Here is a 14,966-nt window from a genome sequence, read left to right as displayed (position 1 = left end):
GTGCCCTCTCGTCGTCGGAATCCGGAACGAGTCAATGCTACCCATCCAGGGGACACCCGATCCCCCAGGTGTCGGGGATCTCGCGGGCCGTTCGGGTCGACCACCCGCGCATCAGCGCAGCTGGAGCCGCTCCCACGCGAGCTCGGCGAGGACCGTGGCCTGGAGGCCCAGGACGCTGTCGTCGAAGACGGCCCGTTCCGAATGGAGCGCTGGAGACCCACCCTCGGGTGCCGCACCGACGAAGACGAGCGTTCCCGGGACCTCGTCGAGCACGTAGGCGAAGTCCTCGGACGCCATCGACGGGGCCTCCTGCCGGACGACCCGGTCGGGTCCGACGAGCGCGTCGAGGGTGCCGAGCACGAACCGTGTCTCGGCGGGGTCGTTGACGGTGACCGGGTAGGACTCGATGAACGTCGACTCCAGGGTGCAGCCGTGCGCGTCCGCGATGGCCCGCAGCAGCTCAGGCAGCTGCTCGCGCACCGTCGTGAGCGTGGCCTTCGACAGCGTGCGGATGTTCGCCTCGAGGCTGACCGCCGACGCCAGGACGTTGCTCGCCTCCGAGTCGCTGCCGAGGCGGGTGATGGAGATCACGGCCTGATCGGTGGCCGGCAACCGACGCGCCGCGAAGGTCTGCACGGCCAGGATGAGGTGCGCGGCCACCGGCACCGGGTCGACGGCGAGATGCGGGAACGCCGCGTGACCGCCCGTCCCACGGACGGTGACGCGCAGCGCGTTGGCGCTCGCCATCATCGCGCCCTCCCGGGTGACGAGGTCGCCGCGGCGGGTGCTGGGGTCGACGTGGAGCGCGTAGGCGGCGACGGGTCGCTCCCCCGCGACGTCGAGGAGTCCCGCCTCGAGCATGACCCTGGCGCCAGCCTGCCCCTCCTCACCGGGCTGGAACATGAACACCACGGTGCCGGCGAGCCGGTCGCGACGGGCCACGAGGAGGCGGACCGCACCGAGGAGGCCGGCCATGTGCAGATCGTGACCGCAGGCGTGCATCGCCCCCGACGTCGCGGCGAACGGGAGCCCGGTCGCCTCGGTGACGGGCAGCCCGTCCATGTCGGCTCGGAGGAGGACGGTCGGCCCGGGGAGGTCGCCGCGCAGGACCGCGACCACGGAGGAGATGCCGTCCCCGGTCGTGATCTCGAGCCCGAGGTCGGCCAGCTCGCGCAGGATGATCAGCTGGGTCGCCGGCAGGTCCAGCCCGACCTCGACGGCCTGATGCAGTTCGCGCCGGACGGCCACGAGCTCCTCGAGCAGTGTGGTCGCATCCTCCTGGAACGTCGTCATGTCCGGTCCTCCTCGTCCTCCGGCGGACGCCGGTACACCTGCTCACCGTCGATCCACGTCTCGGCGACCCGCACGGCGGCGATCTCGTCCGTGGGCACGCTGAAGACGTCACGGTCGAGGACGGCGAAGCTGCCGTCGTATCCGGGAGCGATCCGGCCGACGCCCTCGAGGGGCGAGAGCAGCGCGGCCCGTCCGGTGTACAGCAGCAGTGCTTGGGCGACACTGATCGCCTCGGCCGGGACGAAGTCGGCGCCGTTGTAGGCCTGGCGTCGGACCGCGGCCTCCACGCTCAGCATGACGTCGTCCGCGCCACTCCACGCGGTCGCGGGACGGTCCGAAGACAGCGCGAGCGGTTCGATCGTGCGGTACAGCCGCGCGATCGGGTAGGCGTCCGGCACCTGTTCGGCGCGCAGGGCCAGCTCGTACCCGTCGTACTCGGCGAAGAAGAAGACGGTGTGGGTGGCGATCCCGAACGTCATCCGAGCGGACCGGAGTCGTTCGGCGTAGGGCTCGCTGATGATGGTGGCGTGCTCGATCCGGACCGACGGGATCCCGTCGAGCCAGGGTTCCTCGTGTTCGAAGAGGCTCGCGACGCGGTCGAGCGCGCGGTCGCCCATGGCGTGCACGGCGAGCTGGACGCCGTTGCGGCGAGCCCAGGCGCCTGCGGCGAGGACGTCCTCGTCGTCGACGAGGCGGAGTCCGTGGTCGCAGGATTCCGGGTATGGTTCGGCGACCCAGGCCGTGCGGTTCGAGTAGGCCCCGTCGAGGACGACCTTGACCCCGCCGATGCGGATCCGACCCTCGCGGTCGTCCTCGGTCAGCTCGGCGAGCGGCGCGGACGGATCCCACCCCGGGTAGAGGGCGACCCGGGTGCGCAGGCCCTGATCGGCGGCGCTCCGGAAGGCATCGAGGGGGTCGTGCAGACGGTTCGACAGCAGGTCGCACACCGCCACGATCCCGCGGGACGCCAGTTCCTCGCCGATCGCCACCAACGATGCGCGCTGTTCCTCGCGCTCCGGGACCGGGATGAACCGCGAGACGGCCTCGACCGCGGCGATCTCGGTGAGGACGCCGTTCGGTTCGCCGGCCGGTCCACGTTCGAAGCGCGCGCCGGGCGGGTCGGGTGTCGTGGCGGTGATGCCCGCGAGTCTGAGCGCCGCGCTGTTGCAAACGGCGGAGTGGGCGTCGCAACGCCAGACGAGGACGGGCCGCTCGGTGGACACGGCGTCGAGGTCCGCCGCCGTCGGCATGCGTCCCTCGGGGAACTTCGTGTCGTCGAAGCCGCGACCGAGGACCCAGGCGCTCGCTGAGGTCAGGGTCGCCGCGTGCTCGCGGAGGCGGTCGACGAGGCCGGTGATCGACACCACGGACGGCGGGAAGCACTCGGCTGCCACGGCGGTGGCGGCCATGAGCGCCGGATGGGTGTGGCTGTCGATGAGGCCGGGCAGCACCGTCCGCCCGCCGAGGTCGACGGCGGGCTCGCCCGCGACGTCCGCCGCATCGCCCACCCAGTCGAAGCGTCCGTCGACGATGCGGAACGCCGAGGCGAACCCCGTCTCGTCGGTGCCGGTGAAGACCCGCGCGTTGCTGAACAGCTGCGACCCGCGCATCAGATGGCCCTCCACGTGAAGCGGCCGCCGAGCAGGGTCGCGGACACCGGCATCGACCGCAACCGCTCGGGGTCGGTGCTGAGCGGGTCGAGGTCGGTGATGACGAGGTCGGCGGGTTGTCCGACCGCGATCGACGTCCGCACGCTCGCCGTGAGGGCGACGTCCATCGGGAGCCGTTGTTCGGGGTGCCAGGCGTCGCGGCCGTCGCGACTCCTGGTCGTCGCGGCGGCGATCGCCTGCCACGGGTCCAGCGGCGAGACCGGGGCGTCGGATCCGAGCCGGAGCCCGACCCCGGCACGGTGCAGCGATCCGAAGGCGAAGGCGCGACCCGTGCGGCCGCTCCAGTGGCGATCGGCGACGTCGCGGTCGTCCATCGCGTGCTCGGGTTGCACGCTCGCGATGAGTCCGAGCTCGGCGAACCGGGCGAAGTCCTCCTCGCGCACGAGCTGCGCGTGTTCGACGACCCCGCGCATCCCCAGCGCTTCGAAGGTGTCGAGGACCTCGGTGTTGGCACGGTCGCCGATGGCGTGCACGGCAGCCTCGATCCCGGCGCCCCTCGCACGCTCCAACAGCCGGCGCAGCTCGTCGATCGAGACGCTCTCGACGCCGCAGGCGTGCGGGCTCGACGGATCGGCACCCGGGTACGGGTCCCAGCACCAGGCGGTCCGCGTGTTGAGGGAACCGTCGACGACGACCTTCAGGCGGCCCATGGTGAGGAGGCCAGCCGGGTCGATCGGGTCCCCGGTACGGAGACCGGCCGCGATGACGGATTCGAGGCGGTCCGGCCAGGCGGCGGCCTCGATCCGCAGGCTCGTCGCCCCGCCGGCGATGCGCTCGGACCACTCACCGAGGTTGTCGGTGTTCTCGAATTCGACGACGCCGACGACACCGCGTCGCGCTGCGTCCTCGGCGGCGTCGCGATAGGCGTGGACGGCGAGCCCCGAGTGCTGGTCGATCCGTTGCAGTGCGTCGATCCACGGTGCTTCGGCGACGACACCGCTCGCGTCGAGCTCCAGGCCGAGCCGGTGCGCGGCCCGGGTGTTCATCCACGCGCAGTGCAGGTCACCGCTGACGAGGATCACGGGGAGGTCCGACTCGGTGGCCTCCAACGCGGCGAGCGTCGCCGGCTGCGCCCACAGGCCGTCTCGGAAGCCGTACCCCATGAGGAATCCGTCGGTGAGCGGTGCACCGGTGTCGACCGCGCGACGGACGGCTGCCAGGACGTCGGCGGCGCTCGCGGTCTCCGTCAGGTCGATCCGACGCCGCTGGATCACCCACTGGGTCAGGTGGACGTGGGCGTCCCACAGGCCCGGCCCGATGCTGCGGCCGGCGACGTCGACGACCTCCCCGGCGGTCTCGAGGGTCCCTGCCGGGCCGATTCCGGCGATGCGACCGTCGCGGATCACGAGGTCGACGGGATCCTGGCCGTACGGCCGCGCGTTCAGCAGCGTCAGCGCCGCGTCCGTCACGATGCCGCCACCCCGCCGTCGGTGGTCGCCGCGGCGGCTCCGGTGCCGATGCCGTGGATCGCGCCCATCCGTGCCGCCAGCGCCGGATTCCGATACGGTCCCGGCTCGCCGAGGGCCGCGATCACGCGCTCCACGACCTCGGCCGGCTTGTCCTGACTCATCTTCTCCTTGGCCTCGATCCGGGTCACGCGCATGCGGAAGCCGACGGTGCCGTGGACGATCCGGGCCGCGTACTCGCTGTTCGCGATCGTCCCGTTCATCAGGTACGGCTCGGGCAGGACCCGCTCGAAGTGGGCCACGAGGCGGTCGAGCACCCGCAGGTTCTCCTCGTCGGACAGCAGCTCGGGCACACCGTACAGGTGGGCGACCGCGAAGTTCCAGGTGGGCACCGCCGGCGTCGTGTCGTACCAACTCGGCGACACGTACCCCTGTGGGCCGGAGACGATCACCATCGCCTCATGCTGTCCGAGCTCGTGCAGCCGCTCGTCCGGACGCCCGACGTGGCTGAGGAGGACGATCCCGTCCTCGTCCTCGTCGAGCAGCATCGGGTAGTGCGAGGAGACGAGACCCCGACCCGGCACGTGACTGACCACCGTGGCCCAGGGGTGTTCACGCACGAGGGCGCGCACCGCCTCGACGTCGTCGAGCACGTACTCGTCGGTGTGCCTCATCTGCTGCCTCCAGTGGCGTTCGGGGTGTCGACCGATGACGCTGCGGCCGCGAAGGCCGTCGCCACGCTCGACGGGGCTCCGACGCCCCGGACGCGCGACAGCCAGGCGGTCGTCGCGGCGAGGGCGTCGAGGTCGAGACCGGTCTCGATGCCGAGACCGTGGAGCATCCACACGAGGTCCTCCGTGGCGAGGTTACCGGTGGCACCCTTCGCGTACGGGCACCGACCCAGGCCTCCGACGGACGAGTCGAACTCCGCGACCCCGAGCGAGAGCGCCGCATACACGTTCGCGAGCCCCTGACCGTAGGTGTCGTGCAGGTGCAGCGCGACCGCATCCACGGGGATCCCCGCGTCGAGCACGTCCCGGACCATCCGCGTCGTGAGCCCCGGGGTCCCCACACCGATCGTGTCGCTGATCGCGACCGTCGAACATCCGGCACGGTGCAGACGCACGACCGCGTCGACGACCGTCGCCGGATCCACGGCACCCTCCCACGGATCGCCGAACGCCATCGACACGTAGCCGCGGACCGGGACGTCGGCGGCAGTCGCCGCCGCCACGACCTCCTCGGCCCGTTCGATGGCGCCCTCGCGCGAGGTGTTGAGGTTCGCCCGCGCGAAGGACTCCGAGGCGCTGACGACCACCGACACCGCACGGATGCCCGCGTCCAACGCACGATGCAGGCCTCGCAGGTTCGGCACGAGGGCGACGGCACGGGCCCCCGACGGCACCTCGAGCTCCGCGACGAGTCGTTCCGCATCCGCGAACTGCGGGATCCAGGTGGCCGGCACGAAACTCGTCACCTCGAGATCGCGCGACCCCGCCTCGTACAGGCGCCGACACAGCTCCGCCTTCACCGCGGTGGGCAGGATGTCCGTCTCGGCCTGCAACCCGTCACGCGGCGCCACCTCGTACACGCGCACACGCGTCGGCAGCCCGTCGACCGGCTCCACCTGTGGCCGCGGGAGCCCGCTCATGCGGTTCCGGCCCGGAGCTCGTCGAGGACCTCGCGCGCGTACTCGACCCGGATCCGACGGTCGGCGACGATCCGCGCCGCCACCGCGCCGATCTCGTCCACCGTCGCACCGGCGCTCGCCGCGATCGTCCTCGCGTGCAGGGTCATGTGGCCGCGCTGGATACCCTCCGCGGCGAGCGCACGACAGGCGGCCAGGTTCTGGGCGAGGCCGACGGAGGCGATGACGGCCGCCAGTTCCCTGGCCGTCTCGACGCCGAGGAGGGTGACGCCCGCCTGCGCGGTCGGGTGCGCCTTCGTGGCTCCCCCGACGAGCCCGACGGCCAGCGGGACCTCGATCGTGCCGACCAGGTTCCCGTCGGCGTCCTGTTCGAACTGCGACAGCGCCGAGTACCGGCCGGACCGCGCGGCGTGGGAGTGGCAGCCCGCCTCGACCGCGCGGGTGTCGTTGCCGGTGGCGAGGACGACGGCGGTGATGCCGTTCATGATGCCCTTGTTGTGCGTGGCCGCCCGGTACGGGTCGGCTTCGGCGAAGGCGCTCGCGGCGACGATGTCTGCGACCACCTGTGGTCCGCCGAGGAGTTCGGCGTCGAACACGGCCCTGGCGCGGGTGATGCGCTGGTCGGCCTTGTTCGTCAGGATCCGCAGGAGGGTGCGCGAGCCGGCGATCTCGGCGAGACGCGGTGCGATCGCCTCCGCCATGGTGTTGACGGCGTTCGCGCCCATGGCGTCACGGACGTCGACGTGGAGGTGGACGATGACCTGGGTGCCCACCCGCGTCGGCAAGACCCGGACCTCGATGTCCCTGGCACCCCCGCCGAAGGAGACGAGGATCGGGTCCAGCTCGTTCGCGAGGGCGAGCAGTTCCTCGCGCGCCTCCAGGACCCGGAGTCGTGCGGCGTGCGGGTCGACCGCGTCGAGGATCTGGATCTGCGCGATCATCACGTCACCCGACGACGAGGTGCGGAACCCGCCGTGCACCCGCGCGATCCGGGCTGCGTTGGAGGCCGCGGCGACGACGCTGGGTTCCTCCGTCGCCATGGGGACGAGGCGATCCTCGCCGTCGACGGTGAAGTTGGTGGCGACACCCACCGGGATGGCGATGACGCCGACGACGTTCTCGACCAGGTGGTCCGCTTGGGCGATCGACAGCCCGGCGTCGGGATGCAGGGCGGCGAGCGCCCCGACCGGCACGCCGGCACCCTCGGCGACGAGCTCGAGTCGCTCCTCGGTGGTGTGGTCGCGCAGCCCCTGGATTCGGCTGTTTCTCGGCATGGCTCGCCCTTCGGTACATGCAGACACCGGGTCCTCGGCGCTGCGGTCATGATGACCCTACGAGCGGGGATCATCGACGACGATGGGCGGATGACTCAGTGGATCTGCGATCGTGTGGGTGGATGACACACGCCTCTCGACGGACGATCACCTTAGACTCCTGAGGGACCAGTCAGGAGACCCGATGCGAGAGCCTGCCGACGCGCGAACGGCCACCGGTTTCGATCACGCCGATGCCGATCCCCAGCAGGAACTGATCCGGCTGCGACGCCGCGAACACGAGTTGTCCGCCCTGTTCTCCAGTGCCCGCGAACTCGCCGAGCTCCGCGACAGTGATGCCGTGCTCGCCCGGCTCGTCCAGCGTGCCCACGAGATGATGGGCGTCGACCTCGCCTACCTGTCCGAGTTCGACCCCGTCACCCACGAGCTGCGGGTCCGTGAGACGAGCGGCTCCGTCAGCGCCTCCTTCCAGACCCTCCGCGTGCCGCCGGGTCGTGGGCTCGCGAGCGTCGTCGTCGAATCACGGACGGCGCAGTGGGTCGCCGAGTACTCCGACTACACGACCGATCGACACGAACGCGGGATCGACGACGCCGTCGCCGCGGAAGGGCTCGTGTCGCTGCTCGGCGTGCCCATGCTCACGAGCGACGACGTGCTCGGGGTGCTGTTCGTCGGCAACCGCGACCGGAAGGACTTCTCCGCCGAGGAGGTCGCACTCCTCTCGGCGCTCGCCGACCACGCCTCGGTGATCCTGCAGACGACGCAGACCTTGCGCGATCTGCAGGACTCGGAGGACGCCAGCCGCCGGACCCTCGCCGACCTCACGGCGCATCTCGTCGAGCGCGACCGCGCGAACACCGTCCACCAGGAACTCGTGCAGGCGGTCCTCGCCGGGGGCGGGTTCGCACCGGTCGCCGAGACGCTCGCCACCGCACTCGGCCGGGCCGTCGCCGTGACGGACGCGCAGGACCGCGTGATCGCCGCCGCCGGCCTGCCGCTCTCGGCCGGCATGCTCGACCTCGACGACGACGCCCGAGCGGCCATCGCCGAGAGCCGGCGTTCCGGGCACTGCGTCACGGTCGCGAGTGGCGGTGTCGGGGCGATCGCCGCCCTGTCGGCCGGGACCCGGCACTTCGGTGCGCTGATCCTCGGCGACGGGGCGTTCGACCTCGGCGCCGTCGACATCCGCACCGTCGAGCGCGCCGCCCAGGTCGCGGCGCTCCTCGAACTCCAACAGGAGGCCGCGTCCGGCGCCGACCACCGGATCCGCAGCGAACTCATCGCCGACCTCCTCGACGACGTGCCCGAACGACGGACCGACGTCGAGCGACGCGCGCGTCGCCTCGGGATCGACCTGCAGGCACTGGACTCCCTACTGCTGCTCGCGGTCCCGGGCGATCAACAGACCGCGGCCGCCCGCGCGCTCAGCCGCCAACTGGACGACCATGCCCTCGTGGGCGAATACCGCGGGTACGTCGTCGCGGCGCACGCCTCCGACCGTCGGCCCCTCGACGCCGAGGCGCTCCGCCGGCACATCGCGTCGGGCCTCCAGCATCCGGTGGTCGCCGTCGTCCCCCGTGCGGCTCCCGGTGCCCTCGCCTCCTCGTTCACGACAGCGATGCGCACCGCCAGGCTCATCGCGGCGCTCGAACTCACGGACCTCACCGCATCGACCGACGACTTCCTGCCCTACTCCGCGATCTTCGACACCGATGCGCGGGCCCTGGCCGACTTCCTGCGTGACACCATCGGACTCGTCCGGCGGTACGACACGGAGCGGAACGCGGACCTGCTGGGCACCTTGCGCGCGTTCGTGCGGAACAACGCGAGCCCCACCCGGACCGCGCGGGCCCTCAACTTCCACACGAACACGATCCTGCAGCGACTCGACCGCCTGGACCAGGTGCTCGGAGCGTCCTGGCGCGAGGACGAGCGCATGTTCCGGCTCGGCATCGCCGTCCGCCTCGACGAGCTCCGGGAGCAGTTGCAGGCCGGACGGTAGCGGAGGTCGCCGGTTCAGCGGTCCGCGTCCGTTGAGAAGGCCTCCTCGCCGGATTGCGGGAACGGGTTCCCCGTCGGCTGGCCGAAGACGAGGATCATCTCGGCGACGGCGTCGGACTCGTTGCGGACACCGTGGACGAGCCCGGCCGGCGCGTAGAACGCGTCGCCGGATCGCAACCGCCTCCGATGCTCGCCCGAGGTCACGACGAGTTCACCGGCGGTGACGACGTACAGTTCGTCGGAACTGTTCGGCGAACAGCTCGCGTCGTCGCCCTCCAGGTGGAGATGCTCACCCTCGGCCGCTCCCGGTTCGAGGCGGTACCGCATGACCGACGACGGCAGGGCCGTGGTCTGCTGGAAGTACCACTCCAGATCGATCCGGCCGGGGCCCTCGTACAGCGCCGCCTCATGGGCGTTGTCGCCGAGTCGTTGCACGCGCATCGGGTTCCTCCTGCTGGTCGTCGATCGGTGGTGGGGTCAGGTCCGGTAGAGGACGGGCATCGACTCGAGGAGTTCGCGCGTGTAGGCGTCCTGCGGCCTCGTCATGACCTGCTCCCCCGTGCCCTCCTCGACGACGCGGCCGTTGCGCATCACCGCCACCCGATGCGCGACGTGGTGGACGACCGCGAGGTTGTGGGTGATGAACAGGTAGGTGACGCCGGTCTCCTCCTGGAGTCGGACGAGCAGGTTGAGCACCTGGGCCTGGACGGAGACGTCGAGGGCGGAGGTCGGCTCGTCCAGGACGACGAACTCCGGCTTCGCCGCCATGGCCCGGGCGATCGCGATGCGTTGCCGTTGTCCGCCGGAGAACTCGTGCGGGAACCGACCGGCGGCGTCTCCGGGCAGTCCGACCTGGTGGAGCGACTCGACGACCCGTGCCCGACGCCCGGCCGCACCCATGCCCGCCGCCACGAGCGGTTCGGCGATGGACCGTGCCACGGTGAACCGAGGGTCGAGGGAGTCGTTGGGGTCCTGGAACACCATCTGCACCCGTCGACGGTGCGTGCGCAACGTGGACCCGCGGAGCCGCGAGACGTCCTCGCCGTCGAACTCGACACGGCCCGAACTTGGGCGGCGCATGAGCAGGATCGCGCGAGCGAGCGTGCTCTTCCCGGAGCCGGACTCGCCGACGAGGCCGAGGGTCTCGCCGCGACGCACCTCGAGGGACACGTCGTCGAGGGCGAGCGTGGCGTGCTCGCCGTGGCCGAACCGCTGCGTGACGCCGTCGACGCGGAGCAGGGTGTCGTTCATCGGACCTCCTCCAGGACCGCCGGGGCGTCGGCGAAGTCGTTGTCGGCGGGGATGACCGCCAGTGGTGACCGGACCGGGACCGACGGCCGCGGGATGCTCTCGAGGAGCGCCTTCGTGTACGGATGCCGTGGGTCGGCGAGGACCCGCTCGGCGCGGCCGGTCTCGACGATCCGACCGCGGTACATGACGGCGACCCGTTCGCAGAGCTGTCCGACGACTCCGAGATCGTGGCTGATGAAGAGCACGCCCATGCCGGTCTCATCGCGCAGGGTCCGCAGCAGCTCGAGGATCTGCGCCTGCACCGTCACGTCGAGGGCGGTCGTCGGCTCGTCGGCGACGAGGAGGGTCGGTCCGGCGGCCACCGCGATGGCGATCACGACTCGCTGGCGTTGACCGCCGGACAGTTGGTGGGGGTAGTAGCCGAGCCGACGTTCTGCGTCGGGCATCCGGACGAGGTGGAGGATCTCCAACGCCCGTGCCCTGGCCGTCCGTTTGTCGGCGACCCCGTGGATCCGGAGGACCTCGGCGATCTGCGCGCCGATCCGCATACACGGGTTGAGGGCCGACATGGGTTCCTGGAACACCATCGAGGCGCGCGAACCGCGGAGCGCCGACCAGTCGTGTTCCGTGGCGCCCTGCATGTCGGTCCCCGCGACGTCGAGACGTGAGGCGGTCACCGTCGCCGAGTCCGGCAGCAGCCCCATCATCGCGAGCGCGATGCTGGACTTGCCACTCCCGGACTCGCCGATCACGCCGACGATCTCCCCCGGGCCGACCCGCAGGGACACGTCCTGCACCGATGGCGCAGCGCCGCCGTAGGCGATGCTCAGCGCCTCCACGTGGAGGGCGTCGACGTCTCGATCCATGAGGCAGACCAGCTTTCGCTCGGGTGGTGCGGGAGGGGTGGGCGACGGGCGACGGACTACTGGCTCAGCCAGGCCTCGTCGAGCCGGTACCGGGAGTAGTACGCGTCGCTCTGGTAGTCGTGCAGCTTCGCGCTGTCCCAGACCTCGAAGTAGACGGGGACCGCGACCGGCACGATCTCCAGCACCTGCTCGGCCGCCTCTTCCGCCAGCTGGTCGACGAGCTTCGCGTACTCCGCCGGGTCCGAGGCGCTCTTCGCCTGCTGGAACAGTTCTCGTGCGGCGTCCGCCTCGGGGTTGCCCTCCCAGTGGTTGTACACGCCGCCGTCGACGAGGACGGGGTCGTAGTAGAACAGCGACGCGGCGCGGGGGCTGCCCGGGATGGCGACGAGGTCCGTCCAGCTCTCGCCGGTCGTGAAGACTGGAGCGATCTCCGACAGCGGCTTCGCGTCGAGCTTCAGGGTGATCCCCGCTTCGGCGAGCTGCTGCTGCATCATCTCGTAGACGGGGTGGTGCGACTGCGCGATGTCGCCCATGTAGCTGAGCGTGATGGTCGGGTTCGGCTGGCCGGCGTCGGCGAGGAGCTGCTTCGCCTGGTCGACGTCGCGCTCGTAGTAGGGCAGGCCTGCCGGGTCGAGGGCACCGGGGTCACCGGCCGGGGGCACGAACGAGAGCGCGGCGTAACCGAGCATCGCCGTGTCGACGAGCGCCTGGCGGTCGAGGGACAGCGCGACGGCCCGACGGACGTCGATGTCGGCGAGCGGCCCGGTCTCCGGGTTGATGTAGATGGCGAGGTTCTGACGGTAGGAGGCCTCGCCGAGGGTGAAGCCCGCCTGGACGGCCTGATCGGCGAGGCTGCCGTCGATGAAGTACGCGGCCTGGATGCTCCCCTGCTGCAGCGCGGCGAGGCGCGCGGACTCGTCGGGGATGAAGTCGAAGACGATCTCGTCGAGGTACGGCTTCGTGTCCTGCCAGGCGTTCTCGTTCTTCTCCATCGTGACGCTGACACCGTCGCTCCAGTCGGTCACCTGGAACGCGCCGGTCCCGAAGGTCGTCCGTTGCCGCTCGTCGGGCGTCGCAGCCCCGTACCCTTCTTCGCTCACGATGAAGAACGTCTGGCGGGCGGACACGGCGTCCAGGAACGTGCCGTCCGGTGCGCTGAACCGGAACGTGACCTGGGTGTCGCCGGTCTTCTCGATGCTCGAGACGTTCGCGAGATACGTGCTCGCGGAGGTGGTCGCCTCCTTCATCAGCTTGAAGGAGTAGACGACGTCGTCGGCGCTGAACGCACTGCCGTCGGCGAAGGTGACGTCGTCACGCAGCTCGAACACCCAGGTGAGCTCGTCCGGCTGGGACCACTCGGTGGCGAGGGCGGGGACGACCTCACCGTCGTCGTCCTTCGCGAGGAGCGTGTCGTAGGCGACCGCGTTGATGACCTCGGCGGCGATCGCACTGGCGGCCATCGGGTCGAGACCGCCCGCGGACGGTTCGGCCGGGACGCCCCAGTGGAGGGTGCCGCCGGCGACGGGGTCGCCGCCCGTGTCGCCGGCGGGACCGGCCGGCGCACAGCCGCTGAGCGCGAGGGACGCCGCCACGATGGCGACCGTCCCCGCGAGGATGCGAGTCTTCATTGCTGCCTCTTCTCTGGAGCGTCGTCCGTGGACGCCGCGTCGATGGTGGTGCTGGATGACGTACCGTGCTGTGCTGCCGCGGCTGCCCGTCGCCGGCGTGGGCGACCGAGCGAGAAGGCGGGTTCCCGTCTCGGCGCGAAGTAGTCCTGCAGCCCGTCGGCGAGGAGGTTCCACGCCGCCGACAGCAGGATGATCACGAGGGAGGGGAGGATGATCAGCAGCGGCTGCACCTGCATGAACCGCGTGAACTCGCTGATCATGCGACCGGCCGATGGCTCGGGGGCCTGGACGCCCTGCCCGAGGTAGCTGAGGGCGGCCTCGATGAGGACCACCTGTGAGGCGACGGAGGCGAACTGCACGAACAGCGGCGTCAGCACGTTGGGCAACAGGTGTTCGGCGATCACCCGGTGTCCACGCACGCCGCTCAGCGTCGCCGCGAGGACGAAGTCCCGTTCGCGCAGGGCGATGACCGGGGCCCGCATGACGCGGGCGAAGCCCGGAGCGAAGACGAGACCCAGCGCGATGATGAGCGGCCAGGGCCCGGTGCCGATGACGACCCCGACCACGAGGGCGACGAGGATCGCCGGCAGGGCGAGCGCCGCGTCCACGATCCGCATGATGATCGCGTCGACCCAGCCGCCGAGGTACCCGGCCACGAGCCCCAGGGCCGTCCCGATGACGGCGCCGAGCAGCGCGGCGGCCCCCGAGATGAGCAGGCTGGTCCGCGCGGCGAGCGCCAGCCGGGTGAGGTTGTCGCGGCCGAGGTTGTCGGTGCCGAGGAGATGGTCGAGGCTCGGCCCGGCGAGTGCCGGCCCGGACGCCGCGAACGGGTCGTGTGGCGGTGCGAGGGTCATCCAGGCGGCGAGCAGGAGGATGCCGACGAGGATGATGGATCCGCTCCAGAAGGCGGGGCCGAACCGGTTGCGGCGTCGGCGTCTGCCGGCGACCGTTGCGAGCGCGATGGCGCGGGTGACCGTCATGACGTGTGGACCCTCACTCGTGGGTCGATCAGCGGGTAGATGAGATCGACGATGAAGTTGATGAGCACGTAGACCGCGCCGATGAGCAGGACGGTCGCCTGGATGATCGGGTAGTCCGATGAGCGGATGCCGGTGAGGAGGAGCGAGCCCATCCCCGGGAGCGCGAACACGGTCTCGATGACGACCGTCCCGCCGACGAGCGCGGCGAGCTCGATCCCGATGACGGTCGTGACGGGGATGAGCGCGTTGCGCAGCGCATGTCGGCCGACCAGTCGGGACGGCGACGCCCCCTTGGCCCTGGCGGTCCGGACGAAGTCCTGGCCGAGCGTGTCGAGCAGGGTGCCGCGGGTGTACCGGGCGACGATCGCCGCCAGCACGAGCCCGATGAGCAGGGCGGGCAGGACGAGCACCCCCACGAGGCGTAACGGATCGCCGCTCGCGCCGGCCGTGCCGACGAGCGGGAGTCGCAGGGTGAGGGAGTTCACGAGGATGAGGACGGTTCCGAGGACGAACGGCGGGGTCGCGAGGAGCACGAAGGACAGCCCGCGGACGGTGTTGTCCGGTGCCCGACGCCACCGGGTCGCGGCGAGCACCCCGGCCGGGATGCCGAGCACCGTCCCGAACAGCGTCGCCATGACGGCGAGGGTGAGGCTGAGTGGGAGGCGCTGGGCGATGAGGTTGGAGACCTCGTTCGGGACGGTGATGGCCCGGCCGAAGTCCCCCTGCAGCACGCCGAGCAGCCAGACGAGGTACTGGGTCAACCAGGGCCGGTCGAGGCCGAGTTCGGTGCGGAGGGCGTCGAGCGCCGCGGGGTCGGGGTTCGAGGGGTCCGCGAACGCCGACAGCGGGTCGCCCGGGATGACCCGCACCATCGAGAACACGAGGACGGAGAGGACGAACAGGACGAACAGCGACGACAGGATCCGTGAGACGAGGTATCGCGCCATGG

Annotated in this window: 13 protein-coding genes; 1 reads left to right on the top strand and 12 read right to left on the bottom strand. The window is 71.1% G+C overall.

Annotated elements, in window-relative coordinates:
* Positions 1–111 precede the first annotated feature (111 nt).
* Genes ASF68_RS00255 through ASF68_RS00230 form a run of 6 tightly spaced genes read right to left on the bottom strand, consistent with a single transcriptional unit; the run spans position 112 to position 7,291 of the window.
* Complete coding sequence (locus tag ASF68_RS00255) at positions 112–1,293, bottom strand: M20 family metallopeptidase (RefSeq protein WP_056005256.1); 1,182 nt, start codon at positions 1,291–1,293, stop codon at positions 112–114.
* A complete protein-coding gene (locus tag ASF68_RS00250; protein WP_056005253.1) occupies positions 1,290–2,903 on the bottom strand; it encodes an amidohydrolase in 1,614 nt (537 codons plus the stop codon). The genes ASF68_RS00255 and ASF68_RS00250 overlap by 4 nt, the downstream gene beginning before the upstream one ends.
* Positions 2,903–4,372, bottom strand: a complete 1,470-nt coding sequence (locus tag ASF68_RS00245) for an amidohydrolase (protein WP_056005250.1) — start codon at positions 4,370–4,372, stop codon at positions 2,903–2,905. The genes ASF68_RS00250 and ASF68_RS00245 overlap by 1 nt, the downstream gene beginning before the upstream one ends.
* Positions 4,369–5,043 (bottom strand): FMN-binding negative transcriptional regulator, encoded by a 675-nt coding sequence (locus tag ASF68_RS00240; protein WP_082498413.1) that lies wholly within the window; start codon positions 5,041–5,043, stop codon positions 4,369–4,371. Before ASF68_RS00240 ends, ASF68_RS00245 begins: the two co-directional genes overlap by 4 nt.
* Positions 5,040–6,020 carry a hydroxymethylglutaryl-CoA lyase gene (locus tag ASF68_RS00235; RefSeq protein WP_056005247.1) on the bottom strand — a complete coding sequence of 327 codons (981 nt, stop codon included), beginning with the start codon at positions 6,018–6,020 and terminating at the stop codon, positions 5,040–5,042. Before ASF68_RS00235 ends, ASF68_RS00240 begins: the two co-directional genes overlap by 4 nt.
* Positions 6,017–7,291 carry a hydroxymethylglutaryl-CoA reductase, degradative gene (locus ASF68_RS00230; protein ID WP_056005244.1) on the bottom strand — a complete coding sequence of 425 codons (1,275 nt, stop codon included), beginning with the start codon at positions 7,289–7,291 and terminating at the stop codon, positions 6,017–6,019. Before ASF68_RS00230 ends, ASF68_RS00235 begins: the two co-directional genes overlap by 4 nt.
* A gap of 184 nt (positions 7,292–7,475) precedes the next feature.
* Between ASF68_RS00230 and ASF68_RS00225 the strand changes: the two genes are divergently transcribed.
* Positions 7,476–9,293 (top strand): helix-turn-helix domain-containing protein, encoded by a 1,818-nt coding sequence (locus ASF68_RS00225; RefSeq protein ID WP_056005241.1) that lies wholly within the window; start codon positions 7,476–7,478, stop codon positions 9,291–9,293.
* Positions 9,294–9,307: 14 nt separating this feature from the next.
* On the opposite strand, the gene ASF68_RS00220 is transcribed toward ASF68_RS00225, so the two are convergent.
* From ASF68_RS00220 to ASF68_RS00195, 6 genes are read right to left on the bottom strand one after another with little or no spacing between them, the layout of a single operon-like run.
* Complete coding sequence (locus tag ASF68_RS00220) at positions 9,308–9,733, bottom strand: cupin domain-containing protein (RefSeq protein ID WP_056005238.1); 426 nt, start codon at positions 9,731–9,733, stop codon at positions 9,308–9,310.
* 36 nt (positions 9,734–9,769) lie between these two features.
* Positions 9,770–10,543: an ATP-binding cassette domain-containing protein gene (locus tag ASF68_RS00215; RefSeq protein ID WP_056005235.1), complete on the bottom strand. Its 774-nt coding sequence runs from the start codon at positions 10,541–10,543 to the stop codon at positions 9,770–9,772.
* Entirely contained in the window at positions 10,540–11,409 is an 870-nt protein-coding gene (locus ASF68_RS00210; protein ID WP_056005232.1) for an ABC transporter ATP-binding protein, read from the bottom strand. The genes ASF68_RS00215 and ASF68_RS00210 overlap by 4 nt, the downstream gene beginning before the upstream one ends.
* Positions 11,410–11,465: 56 nt before the next feature.
* Positions 11,466–13,037 carry an ABC transporter substrate-binding protein gene (locus ASF68_RS00205; RefSeq protein WP_056005229.1) on the bottom strand — a complete coding sequence of 524 codons (1,572 nt, stop codon included), beginning with the start codon at positions 13,035–13,037 and terminating at the stop codon, positions 11,466–11,468.
* Positions 13,034–14,017 (bottom strand): ABC transporter permease, encoded by a 984-nt coding sequence (locus ASF68_RS00200; RefSeq protein WP_056005226.1) that lies wholly within the window; start codon positions 14,015–14,017, stop codon positions 13,034–13,036. Before ASF68_RS00200 ends, ASF68_RS00205 begins: the two co-directional genes overlap by 4 nt.
* The gene (locus ASF68_RS00195; protein WP_056005223.1) at positions 14,014–14,964 is read right to left on the bottom strand and encodes an ABC transporter permease; all 951 of its coding nucleotides are present in this window, start codon (positions 14,962–14,964) and stop codon (positions 14,014–14,016) included. Before ASF68_RS00195 ends, ASF68_RS00200 begins: the two co-directional genes overlap by 4 nt.
* Positions 14,965–14,966: the final 2 nt, after the last annotated feature.

Origin of the sequence: Plantibacter sp. Leaf314, assembly GCF_001423185.1 — a bacterium.
GTDB lineage: Bacteria > Actinomycetota > Actinomycetes > Actinomycetales > Microbacteriaceae > Plantibacter.
The sequence above is the reverse complement of the archived record's forward strand: the minus strand, read 5'-3'. Positions and strand labels throughout refer to the sequence as shown.